16 protein-coding genes are annotated in these 18,491 nt (G+C 63.6%); all 16 read left to right on the plus strand.

All coding sequences use genetic code 11. The features are described from left to right. Nucleotides 1-66 precede the first annotated feature (66 nt). The 16 genes from rplA to rpsS all read left to right on the plus strand — a co-directional run bounded on the left by rplA (nt 67) and on the right by rpsS (nt 18,491). Nucleotides 67-762 carry a 50S ribosomal protein L1 gene (gene rplA, locus BKA03_RS03615; protein ID WP_062074609.1) on the plus strand — a complete coding sequence of 232 codons (696 nt, stop codon included), beginning with the start codon at nt 67-69 and terminating at the stop codon, nt 760-762. Nucleotides 763-1,105: 343 nt separating this feature from the next. Then, a complete protein-coding gene (gene rplJ, locus BKA03_RS03620) occupies nt 1,106-1,627 on the plus strand; it encodes a 50S ribosomal protein L10 (RefSeq protein WP_062074608.1) in 522 nt (173 codons plus the stop codon). Between the two features lie 59 nt (nt 1,628-1,686). After that, nucleotides 1,687-2,070 (plus strand): 50S ribosomal protein L7/L12, encoded by a 384-nt coding sequence (rplL, locus tag BKA03_RS03625; protein WP_062074607.1) that lies wholly within the window; start codon nt 1,687-1,689, stop codon nt 2,068-2,070. A 430-nt stretch (nt 2,071-2,500) separates the two neighbouring features. Next, entirely contained in the window at nt 2,501-5,971 is a 3,471-nt protein-coding gene (gene rpoB, locus BKA03_RS03630) for a DNA-directed RNA polymerase subunit beta (protein ID WP_062074606.1), read from the plus strand. A gap of 9 nt (nt 5,972-5,980) precedes the next feature. After that, nucleotides 5,981-9,856 (plus strand): DNA-directed RNA polymerase subunit beta', encoded by a 3,876-nt coding sequence (locus BKA03_RS03635; protein WP_062074605.1) that lies wholly within the window; start codon nt 5,981-5,983, stop codon nt 9,854-9,856. Nucleotides 9,857-10,087: 231 nt separating this feature from the next. After that, a complete protein-coding gene (locus tag BKA03_RS03640; RefSeq protein ID WP_152649499.1) occupies nt 10,088-10,306 on the plus strand; it encodes a hypothetical protein in 219 nt (72 codons plus the stop codon). 266 nt (nt 10,307-10,572) lie between these two features. After that, on the plus strand, nt 10,573-10,950 hold the full coding sequence (gene rpsL / locus BKA03_RS03645; RefSeq protein WP_062074603.1) for a 30S ribosomal protein S12: 378 nt from the start codon (nt 10,573-10,575) through the stop codon (nt 10,948-10,950). Further along, on the plus strand, nt 10,950-11,420 hold the full coding sequence (gene rpsG, locus BKA03_RS03650) for a 30S ribosomal protein S7 (RefSeq protein WP_062074602.1): 471 nt from the start codon (nt 10,950-10,952) through the stop codon (nt 11,418-11,420). The genes rpsL and rpsG overlap by 1 nt, the downstream gene beginning before the upstream one ends. Nucleotides 11,421-11,469: 49 nt before the next feature. After that, nucleotides 11,470-13,584, plus strand: coding sequence for an elongation factor G (fusA, locus tag BKA03_RS03655; RefSeq protein ID WP_062074601.1), 2,115 nt, complete (start codon nt 11,470-11,472; stop codon nt 13,582-13,584). 122 nt (nt 13,585-13,706) lie between these two features. Then, complete coding sequence (gene tuf / locus BKA03_RS03660) at nt 13,707-14,897, plus strand: elongation factor Tu (protein ID WP_062074600.1); 1,191 nt, start codon at nt 13,707-13,709, stop codon at nt 14,895-14,897. Between the two features lie 441 nt (nt 14,898-15,338). Further along, nucleotides 15,339-15,647 (plus strand): 30S ribosomal protein S10, encoded by a 309-nt coding sequence (gene rpsJ / locus BKA03_RS03665; RefSeq protein WP_062074599.1) that lies wholly within the window; start codon nt 15,339-15,341, stop codon nt 15,645-15,647. 22 nt (nt 15,648-15,669) lie between these two features. Then, nucleotides 15,670-16,332 carry a 50S ribosomal protein L3 gene (rplC, locus tag BKA03_RS03670; protein ID WP_062074598.1) on the plus strand — a complete coding sequence of 221 codons (663 nt, stop codon included), beginning with the start codon at nt 15,670-15,672 and terminating at the stop codon, nt 16,330-16,332. Nucleotides 16,333-16,336: 4 nt separating this feature from the next. Then, nucleotides 16,337-17,035, plus strand: a complete 699-nt coding sequence (gene rplD, locus BKA03_RS03675; protein WP_062074597.1) for a 50S ribosomal protein L4 — start codon at nt 16,337-16,339, stop codon at nt 17,033-17,035. Between the two features lies 1 nt (nt 17,036). Next, nucleotides 17,037-17,342 (plus strand): 50S ribosomal protein L23, encoded by a 306-nt coding sequence (gene rplW, locus BKA03_RS03680; protein ID WP_062074596.1) that lies wholly within the window; start codon nt 17,037-17,039, stop codon nt 17,340-17,342. Between the two features lie 16 nt (nt 17,343-17,358). Next, nucleotides 17,359-18,198 (plus strand): 50S ribosomal protein L2, encoded by an 840-nt coding sequence (gene rplB, locus BKA03_RS03685; RefSeq protein WP_062074595.1) that lies wholly within the window; start codon nt 17,359-17,361, stop codon nt 18,196-18,198. Between the two features lie 14 nt (nt 18,199-18,212). Further along, entirely contained in the window at nt 18,213-18,491 is a 279-nt protein-coding gene (rpsS, locus tag BKA03_RS03690) for a 30S ribosomal protein S19 (protein ID WP_062074594.1), read from the plus strand.

Below are 18,491 nucleotides of genomic sequence, written 5' to 3' on the forward strand. Positions count from 1 at the left end.
CAAGATTTCACCCCAGTGGGAGGGCCAGCGCGGCCCGGCACCACGACTGCAGAGAAAGAAGCAGAAATGAAGCGCTCAAAGGCGTATCGCGATTCGGCCATGCTGGTCGACGCGAACCAGTTCTACACACCGCTCGAGGCACTTCGCCTCGCACAGAAGACCTCTTCCAAGAAGGCCGACTCGACCATCGACGTCGTCTTCAGGTTGGGTGTCGACCCCCGTCACGCTGACCAGATGGTCCGCTCCACCGTGATCCTGCCGAACGGCACTGGCAAGACCGCCCGGGTCCTGGTCTTCGCCAACGCTGAGAAGGCGGAGGCGGCACTCGCCGCAGGCGCTGACATCGTCGGTGGCGACGAGCTCATCGAAGAGGTGGCCAACGGCCGCCAGGACTTCGACGCCGTCGTGGCGACGCCGGACCTCATGGGCAAGGTCGGCCGACTCGGCCGCGTGCTCGGTCCGCGTGGCCTCATGCCCAACCCCAAGACGGGCACCGTGACGATGGATGTCACCAAGGCCGTCACGGAGATCAAGGGCGGAAAGATCGAGTTCCGCGTCGACAAGCACGGCAACCTGCACTCGCTGCTGGGCAAGGCGTCGTTCGGCGACGTCAAGCTCATGGAGAACTTCCAGGCGTTGCTCGACGAGGTGCTTCGCTCCAAGCCTGCGGCCTCGAAGGGGCGCTACATCCTGAAGGCGTCGATCTCGTCGACTCAGGGTCCCGGCATCCCGATCGACGCGATGGCGAAGGTCGACGCTTAGGTCACAAGTACTGCGTTCAAAGGCCCGGTTCCCCTCAAGGGGGCCGGGCCTTTGCCGTGTGCGGGCCCCACTTTGCGTCGCGCGCCCTGATCGCGTATGCTCATCGAGCCCAAGACCGCCGGTCGTCGGCCCCAGGTAACTGGGATTGACGGAAGTTCCGCAACAGCGGAGACCAGCGTAGGTGATGTTGACAGCGCCTCGTGCGCGCCAACCTTGGGCGGCTACGGCCGCCCTTTCGTGTTGGTGGACCCGAGCCGCTAGCCAGCCCCGCCCGCGCGGGGCTTTTCTGTTGTGGGGGCGAGCCCGATCGGGGCATCGGCGGTTACCCATAGGAAGGACAATCATGGCGACGCCAGAAAAGGCGACTACCGTCAAGGCGCTTGCGGACGCATTCCGTAACGCCTCGGCCGTGTATGTCACCGAGTACCGCGGCCTGACCGTTCCGCAGATGAAGCAACTGCGTACCGGCCTCCGCGGCGACGCGACCTTTGTGGTCGCGAAGAACACGCTGACGGCGCTCGCGGCTAAGGACGCCGGTGTCGAGGGACTTGACTCCCTCTTCTTCGGCCCCACGGCCATCGCATTCGTCACCGGTGACCCGGTGGAGGCTGCGAAGGGATTGCGCGACTTTTCGAAGTCGAACGACAACCTTGTCATCAAGGGAGGCGTGCTCGAGGGCAAGGTCCTCTCCGCCGACGATGTTGTCAAGATCGCAAGCCTCGAGTCCCGTGAGGTACTGCTTGCCAAGGCTGCGAGTGTCTTCAAGGCATCGCTCTTCGGCGCGGCTTACCTCTTCCAGGCACCGCTCTCGCAGGCGGTCCGCACTGTTGACGCCCTGCGCGAAAAGCAGGAAAACGCGGCGTAACGCCGCAACCACCACCTCACTGCATCGCGCAGAGAATACTTCTAGAAAAGGACATCAAAATGGCTAAGCTCACTACCGAGCAGCTCATCGCAGCATTCAAGGAGCTCACGCTCATTGAGCTTTCTGACTTTGTGAAGGCCTTCGAGGAGACCTTCGACGTCACTGCAGCGGCCCCCGTCGCAGTTGCCGCAGCAGGCCCCGCCGCTGCCGCCGTTGAAGAGGTCGAGGAGAAGGACACGTTCGACGTCATTCTCGCGGCGGTCGGCGAGAAGAAGATCCAGGTCATCAAGGAGGTCCGTGCGCTCACGAACCTCGGTCTTGGCGAGGCCAAGGCACTCGTCGACGGCGCGCCCAGCCCCGTCCTCGAAGGTGTGAAGAAGGAAGAGGCCGCTAAGGCCAAGGAGGTCCTTGAGGCCGCCGGCGCCACGGTCGAGGTCAAGTAACACCTCTTCTCAACGCTCACGAGGGCCGGGCCGCCGCAAGGTGGCTCGGCCCTCGCCGCGTCTGTGCCCGCAGCGCGACGCTTCGAACCAATTCGCCGGCGACACACCGACGTCGGCGTTGGTTCCGGGCTTTCTGTCGGCGCGGCGTTCCTTGTATTGGTTCGTAGCGTCGGGTCGCGGCGACTCAGGGGTTATCCCCAGATCGGCGCGGCCTCTCGACGGCTGTCTGCCGGAGGGTCTATCGTGCGAAGATATTGTGGCTTGACAAGTGCCCCCACGGTGATTAACGTTGGAGGTTGCGCTGTCTATTGCCCTGCCCTCATATACCTACCTGCTGCGCGTCCACGCCTACGTGATGACGCCACAGGGTCCGGTGGAGCTGTGGCTGAGGCAACGCGGAACCGTTCAAAATTGATGGGAAGGACCCCCATTGGCTGCCTCGCGCACCGATTCCGCATTCGCCAACCGCTTCTCTAGCCGTATTTCGTTCGCTCAGGTCTCTGAGCCAGTTGAGGTTCCTAACCTCATCGGGCTGCAGACCGAGTCGTTCGACTGGCTTCTGGGCAACTCCCTCTGGAAGGACCGCGTTGAAGCCGCCAAGAAGGCCGGCCGCAGCGATGTCCCCGAGATCGCTGGCCTCCAGGAGATCTTCGAGGAGATTTCTCCTATTGAGGACTTCGGCCAGACGATGTCGCTCAGTTTCTCAGACCCATACTTTGAGGAGCCGCGTCACACGCCAGAGGAGTGCAAGGAGAAGGACTTCACCTACTCCGCTCAGCTGTTCGTGACGGCGGAGTTCATGAACAACACCACGGGCGAGATCAAGTCGCAGACGGTGTTCATGGGCGACTTCCCCCTGATGTCCCCTCGCGGAACGTTCATCATCAACGGCACCGAGCGCGTCGTCGTGTCGCAGCTGGTGCGTTCGCCTGGTGTGTACTTCGAGTCGACTCCCGACAAGACGAGCGACAAGGACATCTTCACCGCGAAGATGATTCCTTCGCGCGGCGCCTGGCTCGAGTTCGAGATCGACAAGCGCGATGCCGTCGGCGTCCGCGTTGACCGCAAGCGCAAGCAGTCGGTGACGCTGTTCCTGAAGGCCCTCGGCCTGTCGGACGACGACATCACCCGTGAGTTCGCTGCGTACCCCTCCGTTCTTGAGACGCTCGAGAAGGACACCGTCCACACTCGCGAAGAGGCTCTCGTCGACCTGTACCGCAAGCTGCGTCCGGGCGAGCCGCCCACGGTCGAGGCTGGACAGAACCTGCTCGACAACTTCTACTTCAACTCCAAGCGCTACGACCTCGCCAAGGTGGGGCGCTTCAAGCTCAACAAGAAGCTCGGCCTCACCAAGGTGCTGGGCGACTCGGTTCTGGGTGTGGACGACATCGTCGCGACGGTGAAGTACATCGCCGCAGCGCACGCCGGTCACAAGACGCTTAAGGGCGAACACGGTGACGTGATCGTCGAGACCGACGACATCGACCACTTTGGCAACCGTCGCATCCGCGCGGTCGGCGAACTGATTCAGAACCAGATCCGCACGGGACTGTCCCGTATGGAGCGCGTGGTGCGCGAGCGCATGACGACTCAGGACGTCGAGGCCATCACGCCGCAGACCCTGATCAACACGCGCCCCGTTGTCGCCGCCATCCGCGAGTTCTTCGGAACCTCGCAGCTGTCGCAGTTCATGGACCAGAACAACCCACTCGCGGGTCTGACCCACAAGCGTCGCCTGTCGGCGCTTGGCCCCGGCGGTCTGTCCCGTGATCGCGCAGGCATGGAGGTCCGTGACGTTCACCCGTCGCACTACGGCCGCATGTGCCCCATTGAGACCCCTGAAGGCCCGAACATTGGCCTCATCGGTTCGCTCGCTTCGTTTGGTCGCATCAACCCGCTCGGCTTTGTCGAGACGCCGTACCGCAAGGTCGTCAAGGGCAAGATCATCGACCAGATCGACTACCTCACGGCCGACGACGAGGACCGCTACGTCATCGCCCAGGCCAACGCGGGTCTCACCAAGGCCGGTGTATTCACCGACGAGCGTGTGCTCGTGCGTGCCAAGGGTGGCGAGGTCGAGTTCGTCGCGCCGGACGCCGTCGACTACATCGACGTCTCCCCGCGCCAGATGGTGTCGGTTGCCACGGCGCTGATTCCGTTCCTGGAGCACGACGACGCCAACCGCGCCCTCATGGGTGCCAACATGCAACGCCAGGCGGTCCCGTTGGTCCGCTCGGAGGCGCCGCTCGTCGGCACCGGCATGGAGCGCCGCGCGGCGGTCGACGCCGGTGACGTGGTCGTTGCGGCCAAGGCCGGTGTGGTTCACGAGGTCAGTTCCGACCTGGTGACCGTCGCCAACGACGACGGCACGATGGGTTCCTACCGCATCGCCAAGTTCGAGCGTTCAAACCAGGGCACGAGCTACAACCAGCGCGTGCTCGTCGACGAGGGCGACCGCGTCGAAGTGGGCGCGGTTCTGGCCGATGGTCCCGCCACGGATAATGGTGATCTTGCTCTTGGCCGGAACGTCCTTGTGGCGTTCATGTGCTGGGAGGGTCACAACTTCGAGGACGCGATCATCTTGTCGCAGCGCCTTGTTCAGGACGACGTCCTTTCCTCGATTCACATCGAGGAGCACGAGGTCGACGCTCGCGACACGAAGCTCGGCCCGGAGGAGATCACTCGGGACATCCCGAACGCCTCCGAAGAGGTCCTCGCGGATCTCGACGAGCGCGGCATCGTCCGCATTGGTGCAGAGGTTCGCGCAGGTGACATCCTCGTCGGCAAGGTCACGCCCAAGGGCGAGACCGAGCTCACCCCCGAGGAGCGCCTGCTGCGCGCCATCTTTGGTGAGAAGGCCCGTGAGGTGCGCGACACGTCGCTCAAGGTTCCTCACGGCGAGATGGGTACCGTCATCGGTGTCCGCGTGTTCACCGAGGAGGAGGGCGACGACCTGCCCGCTGGTGTGAACCAGCTGGTGCGTGTCTACATCGCTCAGCGCCGCAAGATCCAGGAAGGCGACAAGCTCGCAGGCCGTCACGGCAACAAGGGCGTCATCTCGACGATCCTTCCGATCGAGGACATGCCATTCCTCGAGGATGGAACCCCCGTCGACGTGATCCTCAACCCGCTTGGTGTTCCAGGCCGCATGAACGTCGGCCAGGTCCTCGAGACCCACCTCGGTTGGGTGGCTCACGAGGGTTGGGACGCCACGGAAGAAAAGGGTGAGTGGACCAAGCACCTGCCCGACGGCGCTCGCAAGGCCTCCGGGGGCACGAACGTGGCCACGCCGGTCTTCGACGGCATCTCCGAGGACACCATCAACGGTCTGCGTGCAGTCACGACGCCGAACCGCGACGGTAACCGCCTCGTCGGTTCCGATGGCAAGGCCAAGCTCTACGACGGCCGCTCAGGCGAGCCGTTCCCCGAGCCCATCAACATTGGCTACAAGTACATCTTGAAGCTCCACCACTTGGTGGACGACAAGATTCACGCACGCTCCACCGGCCCGTACTCGATGATCACCCAGCAGCCGCTCGGTGGTAAGGCGCAGTTCGGTGGCCAGCGATTCGGCGAGATGGAGGTGTGGGCCCTCGAGGCGTACGGCGCTGCCTACGCCCTGCAGGAGCTCCTCACCATCAAGTCCGATGACATCGTGGGCCGCGTCAAGGTCTACGAGGCGATCGTGAAGGGCCAGAACATTCCGGAGCCAGGTCTTCCGGAATCGTTCAGGGTGCTGATGAAGGAGATGCAGTCACTGTGTCTCAACGTCGAGGTTCTTAACGCAGAAGGCCAGCTGGTCGAAATGCGTGAGACCGAAGACGATGCCTACCAGGCCGCCGAGTCACTCGGCATCTCGCTGTCCAGCCGTCCCGACGCTTCCAGCGTCGACGAGATTTAAGGGGTCCACGTGCTCGACGTTAACGAGTTCAGGGAACTACGCATTGGTCTGGCCTCTGCAGAGGACATTCGTACGTGGTCACACGGCGAGGTGAAGAAGCCGGAGACGATCAACTACCGCACGCTCAAGCCAGAGAAGGACGGGCTGTTCTGCGAGAAGATCTTTGGCCCCACCCGTGACTGGGAATGTGGCTGCGGCAAGTACAAGCGTGTCCGCTACCGCGGCATCGTCTGTGAGCGCTGCGGCGTCGAGGTGACCCGTTCCAAGGTGCGCCGTGAGCGCATGGGTCACATCGAGCTTGCAGCTCCCGTGACGCACATCTGGTACTTCAAGGGTGTTCCTTCTCGCCTCGGCTACCTCCTCGACCTTGCCCCCAAGGACCTCGAGAAGGTCATCTACTTTGCGGCCTACATGGTCACCGAGGTTGATGTCGACGGCCGTCACGAGGATCTGCCTCAGCTCCGCAACGAGCTCGAGCAGGAGAAGAAGCACCTCACCAACCAGCGCGACCTCGGCATCAACGAGCGTGCAGAGAAGTTGGAAAAGGACCTGGCCGAGCTTGAGGCCGAGGGTTCAAAGGCCGACGCCAAGCGCAAGGTCAAGGACTCCGCAGAGCGCGAGATGGCGAACATCCGCAAGCGCTTTGATGCGGAGATCGACCGCCTCACCGCGGTGTTCGACCGCTTCGTCGGACTCAAGGTCCAGGACCTCGAGGGCGACGAGTTGCTGTACCGCGAGCTCTCGCGCCGCTACGGCTCGTACTTCAAGGGTGCGATGGGTGCCGAGGCCATTCAGCGTCGTCTGAATGACTTCGACCTTGCGGCCGAGCAGGACAACCTGCGCGACATCATCGCCAACGGCAAGGGCCAGCGCAAGACGCGCGCGCTCAAGCGCCTCAAGGTGGTCAACGCGTTCCTCACCACGACGAACCACCCGACCGGCATGGTGCTCGACGCCGTTCCCGTGATTCCCCCCGACCTGCGTCCGATGGTGCAGTTGGACGGTGGCCGCTTTGCGACCTCCGACCTCAACGACCTCTACCGCCGTGTCATCAACCGCAACAACCGCCTGAAGCGTCTGCTGGATCTCGGTGCCCCCGAGATCATCGTGAATAACGAGAAGCGCATGCTCCAGGAAGCCGTTGACGCGTTGTTCGACAACGGTCGTCGCGGTCGCCCCGTTACGGGTCCAGGAAACCGCCCCCTCAAGTCCATCTCGGACATGCTCAAGGGCAAGCAGGGGCGCTTCCGTCAGAACCTGCTCGGCAAGCGCGTCGACTACTCGGGCCGTTCGGTCATCGTCGTCGGCCCCAGGCTCAAGCTGCACCAGTGCGGTCTGCCCAAGCAGATGGCGCTCGAGCTCTTCAAGCCCTTCGTCATGAAGCGCCTCGTCGAGCTCAACCACGCGCAGAACATCAAGTCTGCGAAGCGCATGGTCGAGCGTTCACGCCCCGAGGTGTGGGACGTGCTCGAAGAGGTCATCCGCGAGCACCCCGTGCTGCTCAACCGCGCGCCGACGCTTCACCGCCTGGGCATCCAGGCGTTTGAGCCTCAGCTCGTTGAGGGCAAGGCCATCCACCTGCACCCGCTCGTCTGTGCGGCGTTCAACGCCGACTTCGACGGTGACCAGATGGCGGTCCACCTGCCGCTGAGCGCGGAGGCGCAGGCCGAGGCCCGCATCCTCATGCTCTCGAGCAACAACATCCTGAAGCCGTCCGATGGCCGACCGGTGACCATGCCCACCCAGGACATGATCATCGGCCTGTACCACCTGACGCTCATGAAGCCAGGCGCCAAGGGCGAGGGTCTCGCGTTCGGCTCCGAGGCGGAGGCCGTCATGGCCCTCGACGCGGGCGTCATCACCATCGGCACCGAGGTTCTCCTCCGCGTCGACGGCGAGACGGTTCCGCCGGCAGGCTGGCCCACGCCAGAGGGCTGGAAGTTCGGCGACATTGTCACGCTGAAGACGACCCTTGGTCGGGCCATCTTCAATGGGCTCCTTCCCGTGTCCTTCCCGTACGTGAACCGCGACGTCGACAAGAAGGTTCTTGCCGACATCGTCAACACCCTCGCGGAGCGCTACGAGAAGGTCGAGGTCGCCGCATCGCTCGATGCTCTGAAGGCCTCGGGCTTCCACTGGGCGACCCGTTCGGGCGTGACGATCGCCATCGGCGACGTCGTAACTCCCGCGAACAAGCAGGAGATCCTCGACCGCTACGAGACGCAGGCCGCGAAGGTGCAGGACCAGTACGACAACGGTCTGATCACCAACCCGGAGCGTCGCCAGGAGCTCATCGAGATCTGGACGCGTGCCACCAACGAGGTGGACGTCGAGATGCGCAAGTCCTTCCCGAAGTACAACACCGTGCAGACGATGGTCGGCTCGGGTGCTCGTGGTAACTGGATGCAGGTGCGTCAGATCGCCGGTATGCGTGGTCTGGTGTCGAACCCGAAGGGCGAGATTATTCCTCGCCCCATCAAGTCGAACTACCGCGAGGGCCTGTCGGTTCTTGAGTACTTCATCGCCACCCACGGTGCCCGCAAGGGCCTCGCGGACACGGCGCTGCGTACCGCCGACTCGGGTTACCTCACGCGTCGTCTGGTGGACGTGTCTCAGGACGTCATCGTGCGCGAGGACGACTGTGGGACCGACCGTGGCCTCACGATGCCGATCGTCGAGACCGACCCTGCAGGCAACGTCGTTCAGCACGAGCGCGTGGCCACCTCGGTGTTCGCTCGCACGCTTGCGACCGACGTTGTGGGCGCGGACGGCAAGGTGCTGGCCAAGGCGGGCATCGACATTGGCGACGCCGCTCTTGACACGCTCATTGCCGGTGGCATCACGGAGGTCAAGGTCCGCTCGGTCCTGACCTGCGTCTCCGCGGTGGGCACGTGTGCCCAGTGCTACGGACGGTCGCTCGCGACCCGTGAACTCGTCGACATTGGCGAGGCCGTCGGCATCATCGCGGCCCAGTCGATCGGTGAGCCAGGTACCCAGCTGACGATGCGCACGTTCCACACCGGTGGTGTGGCATCGGCCGATGACATCACGCAGGGTCTTCCTCGCGTCCAGGAGCTGTTCGAGGCCCGCACCCCCAAGGGTGAGGCCCCGATCGCCGAGGTCGCGGGTCGGATGAATGTGGATGACACGGAGGCCACGCGCCGCCTCGTCATCACGCCAGACAACGGCGACGAGCCGATCTCGTACCCGGTCACCAAGCGTTCGCGCCTGGTGGTTCAGGACGGCGAGCACGTCGAGGTGGGCCAACAGCTCATCGCGGGTGCTGTCGACCCGAAGAACGTGCTGCGCATCCTCGGCCCCCGCGCCACCCAGAAGCACCTGGTGGACGAGGTCCAGCGGGTGTACCGCTCGCAGGGTGTGGAGATCCACGACAAGCACATCGAGGTCATCGTGCGGCAGATGTTGCGTCGCGTGACGGTTCTCGACTCCGGTGAGACGAACCTGCTTCCCGGCGAGCTCGCCGAGCGTAGCCGCTTCGAGAACGCCAACCGTGAGACCGTGAAGAAGGGCGGCAAGGCAGCATCTGCCCGCCCCGAGCTCATGGGTATCACCAAGGCGTCGCTTGCCACCGAGTCGTGGTTGTCTGCGGCTTCGTTCCAGGAGACCACGCGAGTCCTCACGGAGGCGGCGTTGTCGGGCAAGTCCGACTCGCTTCTTGGCCTCAAGGAGAACGTCATCCTTGGAAAGCTCATCCCCGCCGGTACCGGCCTGGCCCGCTACCGCGGCGCCACGGTCACCCCGACCGAGGACGCCAAGGCAAACCTCTTCCCGACCTTTGGGTACGAGGAGTGGGACGGACAGTTCTTCTCTGAAGGCACCGGCGAGGCTGTGCGCCTTGAGGAGTTCAACTTCCCGCGCGAGTAGTCACGCAGGAGTTCACGCGAAGGCCCCCGTCACCCTTGTGGTGGCAGGGGCCTTCGTGCGTTGGTGGGCGCACCCCTCCTCCGGTGGATCGACACCGGCAGGACAGGCAGCCGGCGATGTGGGAGCCCGCCGGACCACGGTGTGACCGACGCGACACAGATTCTCCTGCACCTCGCGAGATAAGCGCCGATGGGATCCGCAAGAACAGGTGACAAGCCGTGGAGCGCCATTGTGAAGCACATTCGGAGAGCAGTGATGGTGATCGGTGTGAGCGCAGCGATGATGGTGGTGCCGATTGAGCCCTTGTGGGCCCGGTTGGTGGCGGCGATGGGCTCAGCGCCCAAGGATGACTCGTTGATCAGGTTCCTGACGTGGTGGGCCGCCGCAGCAATCGTTTTGTGCGCAGGCTTGAGTGCGTTTGCGATGCACCAGAACTCCCGCGCACACTAGATTCCGAGCGCGCAAGGGGGCGACAGAGATCGCGCGAAGACGACTATGATGGTGTAGTTGTGCCGCGATCTCGGCGGCGGCTGCTAGCACGGGTCGTTCCGCTTTGACTGGAGGCGTGCCGCCGGGTATCGTAGATGCTCGTGCCCGCGTCGTCGGGCCCTCTTGTGTGCCTTTCCGGAGGCACCACCCATCAGGTGCGACACGCCCGGGCGCGGGGGTCGGGCCGACGACACGATCAGCGTTCAGTATCTACAGACGGAGAAGTAGTGCCTACGATTCAGCAGTTGGTGCGCAAGGGGAGGACCCCCAAGGCGTCCAAGACCAAGACTCCTGCCCTCAAGGGCAGCCCTCAGCGTCGCGGCGTTTGCACGCGCGTCTACACCACCACGCCCAAGAAGCCGAACTCGGCTCTGCGCAAGGTGGCTCGTGTGCGCTTGTCGTCTGGCATCGAGGTCACGGCATACATTCCCGGCGAGGGCCACAACCTGCAGGAGCACTCGATCGTGCTCGTGCGTGGCGGTCGCGTGAAGGACCTTCCCGGCGTGCGTTACAAGATCGTGCGCGGCTCGCTCGACACCCAGGGCGTGAAGAACCGCAAGCAGGCTCGCAGCCGTTATGGCGCGAAGATGGAGAAGAAGAAGTAATGCCTCGCAAGGGACCGGCGCCAAAGCGCCCAATCGTCATTGACCCGGTGTACGGCGCTCCCGTCGTCACCCAGCTCATCAACAAGGTGTTGCTCGACGGCAAGCGCTCGGTCGCGGAAGCGATCGTCTACGGCGCTCTCGAAGGCGTCAAGGAGAAGAGCGGCCAGGACCCCGTGGCCGTGCTCAAGCGCGCCATGGACAACGTGCGCCCCGCGCTCGAGGTCCGCTCGCGTCGCGTCGGTGGAGCCACCTACCAGGTGCCCGTCGATGTCCGCCCCGTCCGCGCCACCACGCTGTCGCTGCGCTGGCTCGTCGACTTCTCGCGCAAGCGCCGCGAGAACACGATGACCGAGCGCCTCATGAACGAACTCCTCGACGCGTCCAACGGCCTTGGTGCCGCTGTGAAGCGCCGCGAGGACATGCACAAGATGGCCGAGTCGAACAAGGCGTTCGCGCACTACCGCTGGTAGTCGCCGCCGCGTTCGACGCCTCAAACAAAGACTTAAGGGAGACCCACTCGTGGCACAGGACGTGCTCACGGACCTGAGTAAGGTTCGTAACTTCGGCATCATGGCTCACATCGATGCGGGCAAGACCACCACCACCGAGCGGATCCTGTTCTACACGGGTATCACGTACAAGATCGGTGAAGTTCACGACGGTGCGGCCACGATGGACTGGATGGCGCAGGAGCAAGAGCGCGGCATCACCATTACGTCTGCGGCGACGACGTGCTTCTGGGACAACGTCCAGCTGAACATCATCGACACCCCCGGACACGTTGACTTCACGGTCGAGGTCGAGCGCAACCTGCGCATCCTTGACGGTGCCGTCGCCGTCTTCGACGGCAAGGAGGGCGTAGAGCCCCAGTCCGAGACCGTCTGGCGTCAGGCCGACAAGTACAACGTGCCCCGCATCTGCTTCGTCAACAAGATGGACAAGATCGGCGCCGACTTCTACTTCACGGTCGAGACCATCAAGAAGCGCCTCGGCGCGAAGCCGCTCGTCATTCAACTGCCGATCGGTTCCGAGGGCGACTTCGTCGGCGTCGTGGACCTCATCGAGATGCGCGCGCTCGTGTGGCCCGGCGACTCCAAGGGCGACGTGACGCTCGGAGCCAAGTACGAGATCGAAGAGATCCCTGCCGACATGTTGGAAAAGGCCAAGGCGTACCGCCTGGAACTGGTCGAGGCAGTGGCGGATGCGAGTGACGAGCTTCTTGAGAAGTTCCTCGGCGGCGAAGAACTCACGGTTGCCGAGATCAAGAAGGGCATCCGCAAGATGGTGCTCGGCTCGGAGCTGTATCCGGTGCTCTGTGGCTCCGCGTTCAAGAACCGCGGCGTCCAGCCGATGCTCGACGCGGTCGTCGACTACCTTCCGTGCCCGACCGACATGCCCGCGATCGAGGGTCACGCCCTCGGTGACGTGGACACCGTCGTCGAGCGCCACGCTGACGCGTCGGAGCCGTTCTCGGCCCTTGCGTTCAAGATCATGACGCACCCGTTCTTCGGTCGCCTGACGTACATTCGCGTGTACTCCGGCCACGCCGATTCGGGTGCCGCGATGTTGAACGCCACCAAGGACAAGAAGGAGCGCATCGGGAAGATTTTCCAGATGCACGCCAACAAGGAGAACCCGGTCGACTCGGTCACCGCGGGTCACATCTACGCGGTGATTGGTCTCAAGGACACCACCACGGGTGACACCCTGTGCGACGCTCAGCACCCTGTGGTGCTGGAGTCGATGACGTTCCCCGAGCCCGTGATTCACGTGGCCGTCGAGCCCAAGACCAAGGGCGACCAAGAGAAGATGTCGCTCGCCATCCAGAAGTTGGCTGAAGAGGACCCCACGTTCCGCGTGCGCCTCGACATCGACTCCGGCCAGACCATCATCTCCGGTATGGGCGAGCTTCACCTCGACATCATCGTGGACCGCATGAAGCGCGAGTTCAAGGTCGACGCCAACGTGGGCAAGCCCCAGGTGGCGTACCGCGAGACGATTCGCCGCGCCGTCATGAAGTACGACTACACGCACAAGAAGCAGACCGGTGGTTCTGGTCAGTTCGCCAAGGTGCAGATCAACCTTGAGCCGCTGGAAGCCGGTTCCGAGCTTCAGTACGAGTTTGTCAACGGTGTCACGGGTGGTCGCGTGCCGAGGGAGTACATCCCGTCGGTCGATGCGGGCATCCAGGACGCCATGCAGCTCGGCATTCTCGCGGGCTTCCCGATGGTGGGCATCAAGGCCACTCTGACCGATGGCGCCTACCACGACGTCGACTCCTCGGAGATGGCGTTCAAGATCGCTGGGTCGATGGTGTTCAAGGAGGCCGCGCGTAAGGCGGACCCCGCACTTCTCGAGCCCATCATGGCCGTCGAGGTTCGTACGCCCGAGGACTACATGGGCGACGTCATCGGCGACCTCAACTCGCGTCGCGGCCAGATCCGTTCCATGACGGATGCCGTCGGCGTGAAGGTCATTGACTCTTTGGTGCCGTTGTCGGAGATGTTCGGCTACGTGGGCGACCTGCGGTCTCGTACCCAGGGCCGTGCCGTGTACTCGATGACATTTGACAGCTATGCCGAGGTGCCTCGTAACGTTGCCGAGGAAATCATTGCCAAGACCCGGGGCGAGTAGTCCCACCGGTTGAAAACCAGAAACAATAACGACCAGTAGGGAAGACGAACCCGGCGAAGGCCCCGGCCAAAGCGCGTATCTTATTCACTACCCGAGTCTCATCATCACAGGAGGAAGCCAGCATGGCTAAGGCCAAGTTTGAGCGCAACAAGCCCCACGTCAACGTCGGCACCATTGGTCACGTCGACCATGGCAAGACGACGCTGACGGCCGCCATCTCGAAGGTGCTGCACGACAAGTACCCCACCATCAACCCGCTCACGAACTTCGCGGACATCGACAAGGCCCCCGAAGAGCGCGAGCGCGGCATCACGATCAACATCGCGCACATCGAGTACCAGACCGAGAAGCGTCACTACGCACACGTCGACGCCCCCGGCCACGCGGACTACATCAAGAACATGATCACCGGTGCCGCCCAGATGGACGGCGCGATCCTCGTGGTCGCCGCGACCGACGGCCCCATGGCGCAGACGCGTGAGCACGTGCTCCTCGCCAAGCAGGTCGGCGTGCCGTACCTCATGGTCGCCCTTAACAAGGTCGACATGGTTGACGACGAGGAAATCCTCGATCTCGTGGAGATGGAAGTTCGCGAACTCCTCTCCAATCAGGGCTTCGACGGCGACAACGCACCCGTGGTGCGCGTGTCGGCGCTCAAGGCGCTTGAGGGTGACCCCGTGTGGGTTGCGAAGATCGAAGAGCTCATGGACGCGGTGGACAACAACATCCCCGAGCCCGTCCGTGATCTCGACAAGCCCTTCCTCATGCCCATCGAGGACGTCTTCACGATCACCGGTCGTGGAACCGTCGTTACCGGCAAGGTCGAGCGCGGTCGCCTGAAGATCAACTCGGAGGTCGAGATCCTCGGCATTCGTGCACCTCAGAAGACCACGGTCACCGGCATCGAGACGTTCCACAAGTCGATGGACGAGTGCCAGGCCGGAGACAACACGGGCCTGCTGCTTCGTGGCACCAAGCGCGAGGACGTCGAGCGTGGCCAGGTTGTGGTTGCCCCCGGCACCACCACCCCTCACACCAACTTTGAGGGCAAGTGCTACATCCTCAACAAGGACGAGGGTGGGCGTCACAACCCGTTCTACTCGAACTACCGGCCGCAGTTCTACATCCGCACCACGGACGTCACCGGCGTCATCACGCTGCCCGAGGGCACCGAGATGGTCATGCCAGGCGACACCACCGAGATGTCGGTCGAGCTGATTCAGCCCATCGCCCTCGAAGAGGGACAGGGCTTCGCGATCCGCGAAGGTGGCCGCACCGTTGGTTCGGGCACCGTCACCAAGATCATCAAGTAGTTAAACGCAGCTGCGTTCTTAGCAACTGCTGCACACGAAGGCCCCCGGCTCGTGCCGGGGGCCTTCGTCGTTCCCCGTGGTGGCCCGGCTTCCGTTGGCATGCCGGTGGTCCGTGCTGGTGGCGCCCTGGGACGTGCCTGAAGGCGCTGCAGGGCGCCTTTGCCATCGGCAACACGACGGTAAGATGGAGCCTCCGGTGGCACGAAGTAGGATCGGCGTAGCACGCTGATGTCGTGCCGGGAGGCCCAAGGGCTGGCCACTTTGCATGTGGCGGACAGATCTGGCACACTAGTGCGGTTGCCTGTTATAGGGCAGCCAACCAACTCACCGCCTCCCACGAGAAACCGTCTGGGCGCACGCGTGCCGTACTTGTGCGACACGCCCGAGCGCGGGGGTCGGTGGATGACCATAGCTGTACGAGAGAAAAGGCAGAACCACGCCATGGCGGGACAGAAGATCCGCATCAGGCTGAAGAGCTACGACCACGAGGTGATCGACTCTTCGGCCCGCAAGATCGTTGAAACGGTCACGCGCGCCGGTGCTTCGGTAGTGGGACCCGTCCCGCTGCCTACCGAGAAGAACGTGTTTGTCGTCATTCGTTCGCCCCACAAGTACAAGGACTCCCGCGAGCACTTCGAGATGCGCACACACAAGCGCCTCATCGACATCGTGGACCCGACGCCCAAGGCAGTCGATTCGCTCATGCGCCTCGACCTCCCCGCGGACGTCAACATCGAGATCAAGCTCTAAAGGCCGTTAGGACTCATTCACCATGAACACGACTTCCACTGCTCCGCGCGCGGTTTCCGCGTTGCTGGGTACGAAGCTGGGTATGACCCAGGTGTGGGACGAGCAGGGTCGGGTTGTCCCCGTCACCGTCGTCCAGGTCGACACCAACGTCGTCACCCAGGTGCGCAATGTCGAGAAGGATGGCTATGCAGCCATCCAGCTCGCCTTCGGCGCCATTGACCCCCGTAAGGTCACCAACCCGCTCAAGGGCCACTTCGAGGCTGCAGGCGTCACGCCTCGCCGCCACGTCGCCGAGGTCCGCACCGCGAACGCTTCCGAGTTCACGCTGGGCCAAGAGATCGCGGCCGATGCCTTCGAGGCCGGCCAGTTGGTCGACGTGACGGGCACCAGCAAGGGAAAGGGCTTCGCGGGTGTGATGAAGCGTCACGGCTTCCACGGCGTCGGCGCCTCCCACGGTGCCCACCGTAACCACCGCAAGCCCGGCTCGATCGGTGGCGCTTCGACGCCGTCGCGTGTCTTCAAGGGCATCAAGATGGCAGGCCGGATGGGTAGCGACCGCACGACGGTTCAGAACCTCCGCGTCCAGGCCGTCAACCTCGAGAAGGGCCTCATCCTTGTTAAGGGTGCGGTTCCCGGCAACAAGGGCGGCGTCGTGTTGATCCGTTCCGCTGTGAAGGGTGCGTGAGAGCATGGCTGACACGCTGACTGTCGACGTCGTCGACGCCAAGGGCAAGAAGGCCGGCACCGCCGACCTGCCCGGCAACGTCTTTGACGTGACCGCAAACATTCCTTTGATGCACCAGGTCGTCGTCGCCCAGCGCGCCGCCGCTCGCCAGGGCACCCACGCGACCAAGACGCGTGGCATGGTGTCCGGTGGTGGTAAGAAGCCGTTCAAGCAGAAGGGCACCGGTCGCGCTCGTCAGGGCTCCAGCCGCGCTCCTCAGATGACCGGCGGTGGCGTGGTCCACGGACCGCAGCCTCGCGACTACTCGCAGCGCACCCCCAAGAAGATGAAGGCCGCCGCCCTGCGCGGTGCCTTGTCCGACAGGGCTCGCGCCAACCGCGTTCACGTCGTCTCTTCGCTCGTGGCGGCAGGCGCCCCCTCGACCAGAGATGCCATGACCGCACTCGGTCTTGTCACCAATGGCCGTTCGGCGCTCGTGGTGCTTACGCGCTCCGACGAGGTCGCCTGGAAGTCGCTGCGCAACGCATCGGCCGTCCACGTGATCGCCGTTGACCAGCTCAACACCTACGACGTCCTCATTCACGACGACGTCGTCTTCACGGCGGACGCCCTCGCGGCGTTCCTCGCGGGCCCGGTTAAGGGTGCGTCGGTCAAGGCCGTCGCCACCGAGACCGAGGCTTCGGCCGCGGCGGAGGAGAACTAATATGACCGCACTGGGCAAGGACCCCCGCGACATCTTGATCAAGCCGGTTGTCTCTGAGAAGAGCTACGGACTGATGGACCAGGGCAAGTACACCTTCGAGGTGGACCCCCGTTCCAACAAGACCGAGATCAAGATTGCCGTCGAGAAGATCTTCGGCGTCAAGGTCACGTCTGTGAACACGATCAACCGCAAGGGCAAGACGCGCAAGACGCGTTTCGGCCTTGGCAAGCGCAAGGACGTCAAGCGCGCCATCATCACCGTTGCCGGTGACGAGGCCATTGACATCTTCAGCGGCCAGGCCAGCTAGGTAAGGAACAGGAACCATGGCTATTCGCAAGTACAAGCCGACGACCCCGGGCCGTCGTGGCTCGTCTGTCGCCGACTTCGTCGAGGTAACCCGTTCGACGCCTGAGAAGTCGCTCGTTCGCCCCCTGACCAAGAAGGGTGGACGCAACAACACCGGTCGCATCACCACTCGTCACCAGGGTGGCGGACACAAGCGTGCCTACCGCGTGATCGACTTCCGTCGTCACGACAAGGACGGCATCCCCGCGAAGGTCGCTCACATCGAGTACGACCCCAACCGGACCGCTCGCATCGCGCTTCTGCACTATGCAGACGGCGAGAAGCGGTACATCATCGCCCCCGACAAGCTGTCGCAGGGTGACGTGGTGGAGGCCGGTCCCAACGCCGACATCAAGGCCGGCAACGCTCTTCCTTTGCGCAACATCCCGACCGGTACGGTCATTCACGCGATCGAGCTTCGCCCTGGTGGCGGCGCCCGGATTGCGCGTTCGGCAGGTGCAAAGGTTCAACTGGTTGCTAAGGATGGCCCCTACGCCCAGTTGCGTATGCCTTCCGGTGAAATCCGCAACGTCGACGTGCGCTGCCGCGCAACGGTCGGCGAGGTGGGTAACGCCGAGCAGTCCAACATCAACTGGGGTAAGGCCGGCCGCATGCGCTGGAAGGGCAAGCGCCCGACCGTCCGTGGTGTCGTCATGAACCCCGTGGACCACCCGCACGGTGGTGGCGAGGGCAAGACGTCCGGTGGACGTCACCCCGTCAGCCCGTGGGGCAAGCCTGAGGGTCGTACCCGTAGGGCCAACAAGGAAAGCGACAAGCTCATTGTTCGTCGCCGTCGTTCCGGCAAGAACAAGCGCTAAGGAGCCACTGGATCATGCCTCGCAGTTTGAAGAAGGGCCCCTTTGTGGATGGCCACCTCCAGAAGAAGGTGGACGTTCAGAACGTCGCGGGTACCAAGACCGTTATCAAGACCTGGTCGCGCCGGAGTGTTATCACGCCGGACTTCCTTGGTCACACGTTTGCCGTGCACGACGGCCGCAAGCACGTCCCGGTGTTCGTCACCGAGGCGATGGTTGGGCACAAGCTCGGCGAATTCGCGCCTACGCGCACGTTCCGTAGCCACGTCAAGGACGACCGCAAGGGCCGCCGCTAA

The organism is Demequina lutea (assembly GCF_013409005.1).
In the GTDB taxonomy this organism is placed as follows: domain Bacteria; phylum Actinomycetota; class Actinomycetes; order Actinomycetales; family Demequinaceae; genus Demequina; species Demequina lutea.